Below are 13,005 nucleotides of genomic sequence, written 5' to 3'. Positions count from 1 at the left end.
GTCACTAAAATGTAATATCTTTCTACTTTTTAACTTATCTTTATCTTAGATTCATATTGTGAAACTGATTTTGTAATATTTAAAGAAAAAAATGTACTTATTTGTGATTTCAACCATCTCACAAAGCACATTTTTACATTATCTATATTTCAGAGGAGACTCCCCTACATTTTTCTTAAACACTTTACTAAAGTAATATTCATCCGCATAACCAACTTCTCTTGCTATTTCAGCGTTTTTTAAATCTGTCGTTTTTAACAAGAACTTTGCTCGACCAATCCTGACTTCCGTAAGGTAGTCAATAAAATTTTGCCCAGTTTCTTTTTTAAATAAGTTACTTAAGTATGCAGGTGACAGCTGCAGATACTCAGCTACTTTTTCTAAGGAGAGCTCTTCTTTATAATGCTTATTGATAAATTGTTTAGTTAAAAATACTCTCATACCTTCTTTATTTTCCACTAATTGCTCGATTATTCGATGTTTTAACCGATTAATCCAGTCGATAAAATCAACCTTTAAGCTCATTTTTGTGATCTCACTATACATTTCTTTATTAATAATTTCTTTACCAGCTAGATGGTAATTATCCACAAAACTTTGGAATAAATAAAAGATTGTATAACTGAGCCCTGTCAAAAGTTCCTTCGTAAGGTTATTAGATCGACTCATTTCCTTCACCAGTAAATGTAAGGCATCATTAATATCTTTCACTTCTCCATCGAGCAGTGCCTTTTCAACTTGTTTCATTTCCATGGACAAATCATCCGTTTCTTGCAAGGACTTCTGACTTACATCGCGATAGTAAATATTACTTCCTCTTGGAAATATAAATTTAAAGCGTACTGCTTCCTTAGCTTCCCTGTACGAATGAATTATTTGCTCATAACTCTGGTGTACGCTGCCAATACCAATGCAAACTGATGTGCTTAAATATTTACGTAATGTGGTTCGTATATTTTCAGTTAATTCATTTATGGCATTTCCAGATTCCAATTCTTCTCTTTTCCTCAATGATAAGATCGCAACAAATTGTTTGGGATGAAGACTTGTAACGTGCCCAAATGCATAACTAGCTATGACTTCATCAAGAATGTTCAAAATAGAGTAATCCAGCAAATGTGGGGACTCCCCGTATTTTTGGTAAATAGTAAAATCATCCACTTCTATATTTAGACTAATAAGGTTTCCTTCAGGAAAAGATATTTTATTCAATTCTAGCTGTTCAATTATTTCTTCTCTACTCTGAACAATTCCTAATATTACGTCTTTATAAAACTTATCTCTGTGAAGAACGGCGTGCTTAGTAGGTTCTATTTGAGATGAACTAACTTTCTTCACCGTATGATCTTCGGCAGATATTATCGAATTCCTTAAATCTTTCAATATCCGAATTAAATGTTCTGGTTCTAACTCTAGTTTCAAAATATAATCTTCTGCCCCGTTCTTCATTGCTACCTTGACATATTCCAAATCATCATGCGCACTAAGTATAATAAACTTCGCATGATGCTCTTCTTGTCTCAATTGCATGAGTAACTCAATCCCTGTCATAACAGGCATTTTGATATCCGTTAAAATAATATCAGGATAACTGGTACGAGCAATTTCTAACGCCTTTTTCCCATTCTCCGCTTCTCCAATAAGCTCAAAACCTAACTCTTCCCAAGGAATTATCGTTTTAATACCAATTCTGACAAGTGCTTCATCATCGACAATAAGTACTTTTAGCATCTTTAACTCCATCCGTTTATAAGATCATAATTCGTGAGCAATGATTAAAGGAAGTCTTATATGAACTTTCGTAAAAACACCTACTTCACTTTCAATTTGAATACCATACATCTCACCGTAGATCATATTAATTCGATTATTTACATTTCGCACACCGATCCCAATGGTGCCATCTGGATCCGCAATATGTTCATTTTTTATTTTTGAAATTTGAAGCTGAGACATCCCCACTCCAGTATCCTCCACAATAATTCTGAGTATTGAATCCTCTGCTGAAACTTTTATTATAATGTCCCCTGGTTCTTCTTGAGGTTCAATGCCATGAAATATGGCATTCTCGACGATAGGTTGCAATATAAACTTAACACATTCCGCTTGGAGCAATTGTTCATCTACTTCATAATACACCTGAAATTTGTCTCTGTATCGGGTTTGTTGAATGTATACATAATCCCTTATCATCCCTAATTCTTCACCGAGAGTTATCAGCGTGCTCCTGTGTTTAAATGTATTCTTCAACAATCTTCCAAGTGCATCTACCACTTCTTTTATACCGTCCGCCTTTTGAATAATAGCCATCCAACGAATGGTATTTAAGGTATTGTATAAAAAGTGAGGGTTAATTTGACCTTGAAGCGCCTTTATTTCTGCATGTCTTTTTTGTTTTTCTTCTTCTATTACCTGGTTAAACAAAGAGTTAATTCGTTCAATCATATAATTATAAGTTACGCTTAGAAGACCAATCTCATCAACACTCTTAACATTTGATTTAACGACCAGATTAGTACCCTTTACATCTTTCATGGTCAATGTTAATTGTTTGATTGGACGTACAATACTTGCCGAAATATAAAACCAAAGGATTCCCGAGAATAAAAAAGAAACAATGAAAACGATCGTAGTAATTTGAAAAATAATTTTATTATCCTTAGTTAGCATCTCCATGGGAACCATTTGAATAATTCTCCAACCATACTTTTCTATGTCATAGGTAGAAGCAAGAAAAGATTGCCCATTTTTCTTAATTTCGAAGCTGGAACTATGGGTTTGTTGAGGAACCTCAATCCCCTCAGACTCCAAACTCTTAGCAACTTTCTGCTCAGGAAATACTATTTTGCCAAGCTGGTCTACAATATAGATTTGGCTTTGTGTATTCGGTGATACCTTAGTTAATATATCAGTAAAAACAGACGTATCTAAGCTCAAGTAAATACTCCCGATACTGCTGGTACTAGTATTGTTGATTTCTCTGGAGATAGAAAATACTTGCTTCGATTGAGACAACGAGGATTCACTATCATGTACGCCAATCCAAAATACTTTCCCTTTTAACGTTTTCATTTGCTTATACCAGGCTGATTCCTGAAACTGCTTGGTATCAATAAAATAAGCATCCTTCCCATACATATACTTACTTCCGTTATTCCCCAAAACAAATAGAGAAGTAATGTAACTATAGTAATTAGAATAAAAGGAAATATTGTCAAAGACCTGATCGACTTTTTTTAAATTAATAAAGTTCTGTTGTTCACTCTCCATATCCGAACTAATCGCATCTTGAATATCCTCATTTATGTAAATCAGCTCCGTAATTTTCTCAATTCCTGACAATTCCTTCATAGTGGAATTTCCAATATACAAAAGATTTTCTTGGAACGACTGACTAACCTTTTCTTTCAAAATATCCACAGAAACAAAATAAGAAGTCAAACTAATTGCAGTTGTAGGGATGACCAAAACTAGAAGGAAAGAAATAAATATTTTATTTTGAATACTTCTTTTAAAAATACGAATTAAATTCATTTAATCCCTTTCCTTACTCTCCATGAGTGGATAAAACTATAAAACTCAAATAAAAGCCGACGTTAATTAATCACCCCATAAATTAATATTTTATAAATAATTATTCTACTTTTTTATTAGTTTACCTCCCCAAAAATTATTCCAAAACTATCAAAAGAGCATCAGGTTATGTTTTAAGCCTAGTTTCAAAAGCCTTACACACGAAATTGCTGAATTTAACAATTCCATCGCCAGTTGCATCCAAAGCAATGCGAAGACTTAGAAAACCTCCCAATACGTTGTGGTGGAAGCCAGACATTTCGAAACCGTGATCCTGTTTGGACCACTGTCCTCTCCAATCACGGAAGAACAAGCCCAGCGTTCCTTCTCCATCGCCTTCCACCTCAATCGAAACTTCTTCCGTATACGCATGGTGCATCGGAATGCACAAGAGCGGCTCGGTACGATTGTTAGAAACTGCCTTCAATACCACGTGATTATCTTCTATTTGACAATCGTCAAGGCGTTCAGCGTCTGTCTGCCAAGGGTATAAACTAACAATCAATGGATCCGGATAGTCGCCCGCCAGAATAGCATGAATCCCATGAATTTGTGACATGATTAGCCTCCAATTGATAAATAAATTCTTCAATAAGCCAGTTGAAAAGTCGCAAAAGGTTTATCTTCTTCACACTCGATTACCGAAATCCGAATATATTCGCCATCGACGATAACAAACAACTCCGGATAGACATACGATCGGAAAGAAGACCATGTCGGATTGCTCAAACCCTCGGAATGGATGAAGGTACTCTCCTCCCGAAAGGTTTCACTATCTTCCCATTCACTTACTCGCAGCACGAACTGCTTGATTCTCAAGTAGCTGCCTGGTTGATGAATGGATTCGAACGATAAGCCTTCGGAAGACGCTAATCCAGGAATTACCTTCCACTGTAAGGAAGTAAATGGATCTAAAGGGCTCGGCGATAACTTCGCAACAGTATCATCAGCTCTCAAATAATAATCTGGCAGTGCATAGGACCTAAGCCTCCGCTATTCCGGCGGGTTGTACACTTGCGTAAACCTATTCCACTCTGCCATGCCTATGCTTATTATCGAAACATGCTTAGCATTCGGAGGAAGATGATACTCGCGCCGATTCATCGGCCGCCAATCCCAATTGCTTAGGTCGGCAGTCTCCCAGGCATAAAATTTGGCGTTCACGGGCATATAACAATCCCCGTACAGATACCATTTGTCCTCATCCAAGGCACGGATGATAACCGGTCCCTCGATCATGGGCTCCCCTATAGTTTTTGCGTAGACCGCAGCATTAAATCTTCCCGGTTGCAGCGAAGCTGCAGCAGCGCCCTTTATCCTCTTCCCTTCTCGTGGTGCCTCATCCGGAGCCCTTTCGTCCTTGAAGGATAAATAGTACACCGAATCATGCTGCGTTATTGACGCGTCAATGACATCATATCCAGGATCGAAGAAGACTTCTGGTTCCGTGACGCTCAGGAAATCCTCCGTATAGTTCACATAGATCCGATTGCAAACGAAGCAGCCTTCCCGCTTCGAAACGAACTAAATCCGGTGAATCATAGCACAGTATCGATTCACTATTCCACATATTCGTCCCGACAACGATATATTGGCCGTCTTGCTTTCTGAAAATGAACGGATCTCTCATCCCGCGTTCGCCGATCTCGGGAAGCAACACAGGCCGGCCATCATTTAGCGGCGTCCAATTCTTCCCATCCCGACTAGCCGCGAGATGCAAAGCAAAAGTATTCGCAAGACCTTTCGGCGACTCGGTAAAGTAGCCCATCATATAACCGAAATATCGATCAGCTTCCAGCCCGTCTCCTGTCAGATTTTCAAGCATTTCATGCATCCCCCTCTTCTGGCTGCAAATTCAGCTCAAAAGGCTGGTTTCTATCGCATACTAGAACACCGTCGATGACATCGAGCTGCGCTACTTGAATCGACGATCGTTGGTTCAAGTAGGAACTAACGGCACTAGAATCTTCAGTCCGACTCGGATGCGTAAAATAAAAGATATATGCTTGCTCATCCTGAACGACAACATCCGCATGAAGTCCGATCGTATTGTCATCTTCTCTGCTGCCTGGCTGATCAAGAATCAGACCGTTACGCTCCCACGCCTCCAAATCGTCTGAACGGTACACCGCCTGCCCTCTCCATTCATCAATTATCATCCAATAATGCCCCTTGAACCAAAATACATTAGGCCCTTCGTGCGCTTGATGAGTTAGGATCGGCCCGACGACAGTCCAATCTGACAGGTTCATGCTATCGGCCGCATAAGTGACAGATCCATTGGATTCATCCTTATACCACATCCGGAAGCGTCCGTCCGGCATTCTATAAATGCAAGCATCGATGACACGGTTTGAACTGAGTTGAACGGGTGAACGGAATGTCCATGTCAGCAGATCCGGACTTGTATAATACAACATTTGGCTCAGATTGCCCGCCCAACGGTCCGGTACGCCTTGAATGTAACTGACATACATATGGTACAGGCCATCGTGCCAAATGATCTCCGGCGCCCAGAATGTGTTCCTGCCCCATTCAATATCAAGGCCGGGCAATATTCCACGATAAACCCAAGTTTGTCCACCATCTTTCGAGGAAGCGACTCCCAGGTCTGTTCCGTGCACCCAGGCAACATTCGAGCCTTCAGCCGTTGCACGCCGATTCGTATAGATCATCCACCATTCCTTCATTTGTCTATTCCACACAAGAACGGGATCCGCTGCCCCGTCATAGATCGGATCGCGGAATAAAGGTGCTTTCATCTCATCATTCCTCCTCGATTTTTAAAGAAGCATTTAAGACTGGTGAAGCTCCCTCACTCAAATGTGCTATCTCCAATAAGTCAACTTATTCAAAACGTACATTGGACGCGAACGGTCCTATATTCACCTTGCCTTGGACTGCATCTGTTATTTTTATATCATTCTTATAAAAATCTTTCATTAAGACATTTTTGATATCCCTATCCTCGTCAAATCCACAGATGGATGAAACCACATCCTCGCTCCCGCTATAACGAATATTGTCAAATTCCACATGTGCAATGCCATTCCCTGGGACTGGATTATAGTCCGGGTTCCAAATCACACGAATGTCGATAATTCTCCCTAATTCAAAAGGCTCTATACGAATGTCCCGATAGGTCACATGCCTAACGATATTTTTATCTCCCGCATTGATTGTAAGACATCCACGATACCCATCCTGCGGCTCATGATGCTCCAAAATGTCTATATTCTCGAAAAGGATATTCTCGATTAATGTTCCTTCTCCATGATAATCGCCATGCGTTCCAATCATCGTCGGATGTGCCACATCGGCCCAAAGCACCGAATTTTTGACCGTAATATTCTTAGCGTCTCCGTAGTACCCCCAACGATGTCCATAGATTGCAATACAATCATCTGAATTCCGCATAAATACATTGTCGATCTCTACGTCACAACACGACATCATATCGATGCCATCTGACCAGCCCCGAGTACTGAAGGTCTCGAAATCTCGTATGCGGATTCGCTCCGATTGCCCTAAGTAAATACTATAATGAGGAGGATCAATGACGGCGATGCCTGACACCTCGATATCTTTACTATACATAATGCGTACGCCTCGGAATGCTGAGAATCGACCGAAATCTGCCAAGTAAATTAAGCCTCTGCCTGAGATTTTCACATTCGCTACGCCATCACAAACGAGTGAACCAACGAGGACGGCACCACCTGCCAAATAAACAGACATTCCCGAAGGAATGTTCAATAACACCTGCTCAATATGATGCATGCCTGGTTTAAAATAAATTGTATGTATGCCTGTTTCCAGCCGTTCAACCAACATTTCAGTTCGATGTATACCGGGATCGATGACGACAACGCCCGCCTCTTGTGTGTTGGGTTGTTCTGATTCAATTTCTTTCGCAAACAGATGTAAATTATGAAAACGGTCTCCATTTATTTCAATAGACAGCTTCTGAGGTTGCTTCAACGTGAATTGTAGTCGCTCTTGATCAATCGTGTCAGGTAGGACACCTGCAGAAAGCGGTCGAATTTCGACGTTTTGGATAACGTTGAGGTGGCTGATGACTTCAACTTCTACTTCGCTGCAAAAATCGAAGCTGACCATTGCCGCTTCCCTAACATCGTGCATATCGACTTTCACTAATAGTACGTCTAGTTCTTTCCAATCCCCTCCGGGTGTACGAACATTTACCGAGAAATCTTTGTTTCTCGGAATTGGGTTAGGTATCGCATAAGTAATAAGTTTAGATTTTTCCATGTTTTATATATTCATCCTCCAAAACTGATAATCATACCATTTTACAAATAGCAAGGTAATCGCTTACATATTTGCTCACAACAATTTTATCAACGCGATAGAAGATGGACTATCCTAATTTCTCAAGATTCCTTGTACTTTTCATGTTTTCCTACTCAAACAGAACACCCCCAGTACCTGAAAGTTACTGGGGGGTCACATCAGTATAAAAACCATTTTTAAATGTTATTTGAAGTACGCACCACTGGCACATCAATTGTTACACGAGTTCCCGTACCAGAACCACTTTCAAACCGCATACATTGGCTTTCACCAAAGTATAATTCCAAACGTTTCTCGATATTTTTGACCCCATATCCACTGCCGTGATATCCAGGTCTTTCGCTTAAGTCATTATTCAGGCCGATTCCATCATCCTCAATAGATAATAGCAATCGCTGATCTTTCATGGTTGCCTTTATAGTGACAGTCCCCTTGCCATCCGGCTTCTCTGTAATGCCATGCACAATCGCATTCTCAACTAAAGGTTGGAGCGTGATCTTGGGAAGTAAACAATCCAAAAGTTCTTCCTCTACCTCAATTGCAAATGTAATCCTGCCTCTAAAGCGTCTTTGCTGAATATCCACATAAATACGGCACATGCGAAGCTCATCCTTCAGCGTAACGAGATCCTCACCTTTATTCAGAATAAGTTTGTAATAATCCGATAGCGCATAAACCACTTGCTGGATATTGTCCCTTTCTTCTCTTTGGGCCATCCAATTCAACATATCAAGGGTGTTGTATAGAAAATGTGGATTGATCTGGGATTGGAGCGCTTTAAGCTCAGCCCCCTTCTTTTCCTGGCCTAAACGATACTGCTCCTGAAGAAGCTCCTGAACACTATTTATCATATAGTTGTAACTTGAAACCAGTCGTCCCATTTCATCGTCGCGGGGCTCTATATCGAGTTTCCTAAGCTCTCCTAGTCGAACCTGATCCATCTTCCGAGCTAACAAGAAAATTCGAGCTGTGATGGATCTAGTAACGGGGAATATAAGGATCATTAATGCGACAGCAACCAACACATAGATCGTAATCATTTGTGTACTTACGATATTTACAGCTTTTGATGCAGCCGTTTTTGGAATAATTGAAGTCAGAAAAATACCGGTTTTGCCAATTTGATTGCATCGGAACAAGTAATCAAGGTTATTCAACTTCATTTCAACAAAATCGCTTTTTGTTTCCTTGATTAGTGAGGGTCGAATGACCATGTTTCTTACATGAGTTGAATTGACATTGTCACTACCCGCAATCAGCTGTCCCTCTTCATTTATCAAATAGACAACCTGCTCAGGCACAGTTCGCGTTAAGTTATCTCGTATTTTCTTCAAATCCAAGTCGATGGTCACCAAACCTATCGAGTCACTGTAGTTCCTCATATCCCATAAAATTCTTCCTAAAGTCAAATACTTATGTGAATCGATAACACTCTCATTTTCGTACAACACCCAAGTAGGGCTTCCAGCATTGTTGATTACTTCCTCAGACCACTTCCGACCTTCAATTAACTTTAATTTGCGGAAACGTGTATCTGTTCCTGATACCACAAACCGATCATCGATATAGTAGGTAATATGTTCGCTCTCCGAACTCTCTTCCAATGTCTTTGTATAGGTTTCTATTTTGCCAAAATCAATGAGTTGTTCACCAATATCCTTCTGTAAGGGATCAGATCCTAAAGCGGATACAAGTGCATCATTTAAAATGACCATCGTCGACAATTTCTCAATGCGAGTCAATGTCCCAGTCAAGGAAGAAAGGGTTTGTTCATAGTTTTGATTGGCTGCATAATTTTGAGACTTCAGCGTCGCACTTGTTATTTTTTGGTAATAAATAATAAATGTAATCATCAGCGGGATAAGACCTACCAAGGCGAATAAGAATAGCAATTTTTTCTTTAAGGATAAGTTAGAAAACCAAAGTTTCACCTTCATTTCATGATCATCTTTCTATACTCAACAGGCGTCAAATTCGTTGCAGCACGAAAAACTTTCGTAAAATAACTGGCACTTGCGTAACCGCACAGCTCCGAAACCATATTTATTTTATAATGCTCATTCGATATCAATTTTTTGGCCAGCTCCAATCTGTAATCGCCAATGTATTGCTTAATCGTTACCCCGGTTTCGTTCTTAAATAACATGCCGAGATGTGCTGTGGACAGATGAACAGACTCTGCTATTTCACGCACATCCAAATCTACATGGCTGCAATGGGAAGTAATATAGGACATCACATCTCTTACGACCCTGGAATATTGGGATGAATCCTCCAATTCCTCCACATATAAAGCAAGTAGCTGCTGGATAAAATTCTTAATTGCAAAGATTGAACGACATTTATGGATATACATTTCTAGATCGTTCGTATTGAAAATGTGGTTCATTTTATTTAAGAGTGAGCTTTTCTCGTGCAATATAGCTTGCGCAAAGGAAGTGAACAATTCACAAACCCGTTCTTTTCGTGGATATTCAAACTCGCAGAACTGCTTACAGACCATATCAACCCAAGCTGCTAATTGGGTAGGCTCATGCTTCAACAAACTGTAGAATTCCGAATAGAGCTCAACTCCCAATCCTGGGGGAGCATTTTTTCTCTGATTCAAGCCGAACATTTGTAGATTTGGATGATAAAAGGAACTTTCTAATGCACGCCATGCTGTTTGATAGCTTTCGGCAACCGTTTCTAAATGAAGCGCTTCCTTTCCAACGCCTACAACCCAGCCTTCATTTTGTTTTAAGAGAAGATCAATTACATATAAGATTCGCTTCCGGTCATGCTTTTTAACGGACAAGATAGAAAGGTACTTGTTATTTTCAAGTACTGTACCTAGTGATGGGATGTGGTAGGAGCTCCAATAATCGTTAATAAAAGCTATCCAACTATCTTGTACTTCCTCATCTGTTCCTTGTGAGAGTACAATGCACATATATGTACTATCCACGGGAAAATCAGTTTCCTTGCAAATCGAAATTACTTCTTTCACGTTCATGCTTTTGGATTTCAACATTGCCGCTAGCTTTTGGCGTTGTAAGACCATGTTCTGATTCATCATACTTTGGTGTTTCTGCTTCGTACGAATAAATTCTACCGTCTTCTTGATCGCGGCTTCCAAATCTGTCAGCCTAATTGGCTTCTCTATATAATCTACGGCAGATAGTTTAATTGCACTTTTTAGATAATCAATATCCATATATCCACTCATGAATAACAACTTACTTTCACTGGAACAAACAGCCAATTTTTCCGCGAATTCAATACCATTTAGCTTCGGCATTCGAATATCTGTCAACACAATATCGGGTTGAAAATCCTCCACAATCCGGAGTGCTTCCGCACCATCTCTAGCTTCTTTTATCTCTTGAATGCCTAATGTTGTCCAATCCATCGATTCCATTATGCCAAGCCTGGTGTAATCATCGTCATCTGCAATTAATAAGCGCATGGGATCGTACTCCTTTAAGATCACTTTCATAAGTTCATCTTAGCATATCTGATAGGTGAAATGCAGGCATCCCACCCCTATTCGGGATGGGATAAATATGGAGAACTATTTCTTTTTAGTAGCTGCGAATGTATCCAGTTGTTTCTGCAAAGCTGCCATATACTTATCGAAGCCTGCACCTTTAAGCTGTTGCTTCAAGGCTTCTAGATCAGCCTCTTGGTTTTTCTTAACCATACCCACTACCAGAGGCAGGGCAAATTGTGTTCTTACTGTTTCTAAACTTGAATTTTCAGCAGCCAGTTCAGACGTATTAAATACAAATCCTTCGTACGGATGCGTTTTCAAAGAAGGAACAAGAGCTTCCCCAGCAGATTTTAATTTTTCATAAATACCTTGCCATTCAGCAGGATATTTCGGTTCTGGATTCATAAAACCATCACTTAAGCCTGTCCATGCTGGCTTTTTATTTTTTGCATCGATTCCATCTGAAGAGACTGCACCATTAACCATTTTATAGTTTTCACCTTCAACACCGAAGCTTAGCAAATTATAATAAGTCTGATCCGCATGTGCTTTTTCGATAAATTTCAAAGCGGTTTCAACGTTCTTACTGTTGGCTCCAACTGAAATTTGCGTTGTTGTCTCATTGGAATGCGATGGCAAGAATATCGCTTTGGGATTCATCATTGAAAAGTCTACCCAATTTAATTCAAATTCAGGATGAGCATCTTTAATGGTAGAAATATAATTGCCACTTACTGCATAGAACTGGTTGTTGAACTCAAGTGGTTTTTTACCAGCTTTCATTAGTTCTTTGGTTTTGTCGCCTTCGTTGCCCTGCGAAGCTAGAACATCATGGGCAATAATCCCATCGTCATACCATTTTTTCACATATCCAAGAACTTGTTTAAACTCTGGCGTATCATAAATACTCATTGCTTTGTAGGGTTCATCCATTGACGCCACCGTTAGAGCCGTTCCATTCAAGGATGTAACTGTTAAATACTTATTACCAGCAACCATAGCCCATACGTTGTTAACTGCACGCTTATCAATAATCATTGGCGTATCTGGAAATTCTTGCTTAGCTTTATACAAATATTTCTCTACCGTTTCAAGATTTGTGATTTCCGGTAATCCCCATTTCTTTCTCAGGTCTTCACGGAACAGCATGCCTTCCCCAGCAGCAATACCCGGTTTATTCAATTGGGGGATGCCGTAATTTTTACCATCTATTTTAAGACGAGTTAGAATATCTCCGTAGCGTTCAGTAAGCTTCGGCGTGCTCTTCAAGTAAGGTGTTAGATCTGCAAAAGCATTTTTAACTGCAAAGTTTTTAAAATCAGACCATGCTCCGCCTACATAAAGATCATATTCCTTAGCCACAATGGAACGGCTGATTTGGTTCTTCTCATCGCCCCATGGAATGAAAGTGAATCTGACTGTTGCATTAAGATCCTTCTTAGTAAGCTCATCCAACTTCTTATAGAAATTAGCCATTCCGCTAGCTGGCTCTGCGCCCATTGTGATCGCTTTCAATTCTACGAGTGGACCGGGTGCTTGCGATGCAGCCGGCGTCGTCCCCGTTGATGCACCTGGAGTTGAAGTTGCAACTTTGTCGGATGAACATGCTGCAAGCGACACAACGGATGACACGAGTACTGCGGATA

General features: G+C 39.9%; 10 protein-coding genes and 1 pseudogene. All 11 read right to left on the bottom strand.

The genetic code is table 11. The annotated features are described in order from the left end of the window. Nucleotides 1–138: 138 nt before the first annotated feature. Nucleotides 139–1,731 carry a response regulator gene (locus tag ACSQ8P_RS12130; protein ID WP_436235404.1) on the bottom strand — a complete coding sequence of 531 codons (1,593 nt, stop codon included), beginning with the start codon at nucleotides 1,729–1,731 and terminating at the stop codon, nucleotides 139–141. A gap of 24 nt (nucleotides 1,732–1,755) precedes the next feature. Then, nucleotides 1,756–3,534: a sensor histidine kinase gene (locus tag ACSQ8P_RS12125; protein WP_436235403.1), complete on the bottom strand. Its 1,779-nt coding sequence runs from the start codon at nucleotides 3,532–3,534 to the stop codon at nucleotides 1,756–1,758. Nucleotides 3,535–3,700: 166 nt separating this feature from the next. After that, entirely contained in the window at nucleotides 3,701–4,132 is a 432-nt protein-coding gene (locus tag ACSQ8P_RS12120; protein ID WP_436235402.1) for a hypothetical protein, read from the bottom strand. A 29-nt stretch (nucleotides 4,133–4,161) separates the two neighbouring features. Next, a pseudogene (locus ACSQ8P_RS12115) lies at nucleotides 4,162–4,551 on the bottom strand (AbfB domain-containing protein); the annotation flags it as partial. Between the two features lie 15 nt (nucleotides 4,552–4,566). Next, nucleotides 4,567–5,052, bottom strand: a complete 486-nt coding sequence (locus ACSQ8P_RS12110) for a hypothetical protein (protein ID WP_436235401.1) — start codon at nucleotides 5,050–5,052, stop codon at nucleotides 4,567–4,569. Then, the gene (locus ACSQ8P_RS12105; RefSeq protein WP_436235400.1) at nucleotides 4,988–5,398 is read right to left on the bottom strand and encodes a hypothetical protein; all 411 of its coding nucleotides are present in this window, start codon (nucleotides 5,396–5,398) and stop codon (nucleotides 4,988–4,990) included. Before ACSQ8P_RS12105 ends, ACSQ8P_RS12110 begins: the two co-directional genes overlap by 65 nt. A gap of 1 nt (nucleotide 5,399) precedes the next feature. Beyond that, nucleotides 5,400–6,335, bottom strand: a complete 936-nt coding sequence (locus tag ACSQ8P_RS12100) for a glycosyl hydrolase (RefSeq protein WP_436235399.1) — start codon at nucleotides 6,333–6,335, stop codon at nucleotides 5,400–5,402. 85 nt (nucleotides 6,336–6,420) lie between these two features. Continuing rightward, the gene (locus ACSQ8P_RS12095) at nucleotides 6,421–7,845 is read right to left on the bottom strand and encodes a glycosyl hydrolase family 28 protein (protein ID WP_436235398.1); all 1,425 of its coding nucleotides are present in this window, start codon (nucleotides 7,843–7,845) and stop codon (nucleotides 6,421–6,423) included. Nucleotides 7,846–8,063: 218 nt separating this feature from the next. Then, nucleotides 8,064–9,824, bottom strand: a complete 1,761-nt coding sequence (locus tag ACSQ8P_RS12090; protein WP_436235397.1) for a histidine kinase — start codon at nucleotides 9,822–9,824, stop codon at nucleotides 8,064–8,066. After that, a complete protein-coding gene (locus tag ACSQ8P_RS12085; RefSeq protein ID WP_436235396.1) occupies nucleotides 9,821–11,335 on the bottom strand; it encodes a response regulator in 1,515 nt (504 codons plus the stop codon). Before ACSQ8P_RS12085 ends, ACSQ8P_RS12090 begins: the two co-directional genes overlap by 4 nt. Nucleotides 11,336–11,440: 105 nt before the next feature. Next, the gene (locus ACSQ8P_RS12080; RefSeq protein ID WP_436235395.1) at nucleotides 11,441–12,874 is read right to left on the bottom strand and encodes a DUF3502 domain-containing protein; all 1,434 of its coding nucleotides are present in this window, start codon (nucleotides 12,872–12,874) and stop codon (nucleotides 11,441–11,443) included. Nucleotides 12,875–13,005: the final 131 nt, after the last annotated feature.

The sequence above is a fragment of the Paenibacillus sp. LjRoot153 genome (assembly GCF_964253085.1).
In the GTDB taxonomy this organism is placed as follows: Bacteria; Bacillota; Bacilli; order Paenibacillales; family NBRC-103111; genus Paenibacillus_E.
Note: the sequence above shows the minus strand (reverse complement) of the source record. Positions and strands in the feature narration are given on the sequence as shown.

Bases quoted from the DNA above. Each gene is read 5' to 3' on its own strand.
- ACSQ8P_RS12090 (WP_436235397.1), bottom strand. From the start codon at position 9,824: ATGAAGGTGAAACTTTGGTTTTCTAACTTATCCTTAAAGAAAAAATTG.
- ACSQ8P_RS12095 (WP_436235398.1), bottom strand. From the start codon at position 7,845: ATGGAAAAATCTAAACTTATTACTTATGCGATACCTAACCCAATTCCG.
- ACSQ8P_RS12100 (WP_436235399.1), bottom strand. From the start codon at position 6,335: ATGAAAGCACCTTTATTCCGCGATCCGATCTATGACGGGGCAGCGGAT.
- ACSQ8P_RS12105 (WP_436235400.1), bottom strand. From the start codon at position 5,398: ATGCTTGAAAATCTGACAGGAGACGGGCTGGAAGCTGATCGATATTTC.
- ACSQ8P_RS12120 (WP_436235402.1), bottom strand. From the start codon at position 4,132: ATGTCACAAATTCATGGGATTCATGCTATTCTGGCGGGCGACTATCCG.
- ACSQ8P_RS12085 (WP_436235396.1), bottom strand. From the start codon at position 11,335: ATGCGCTTATTAATTGCAGATGACGATGATTACACCAGGCTTGGCATA.
- ACSQ8P_RS12130 (WP_436235404.1), bottom strand. From the start codon at position 1,731: ATGCTAAAAGTACTTATTGTCGATGATGAAGCACTTGTCAGAATTGGT.
- ACSQ8P_RS12125 (WP_436235403.1), bottom strand. From the start codon at position 3,534: ATGAATTTAATTCGTATTTTTAAAAGAAGTATTCAAAATAAAATATTT.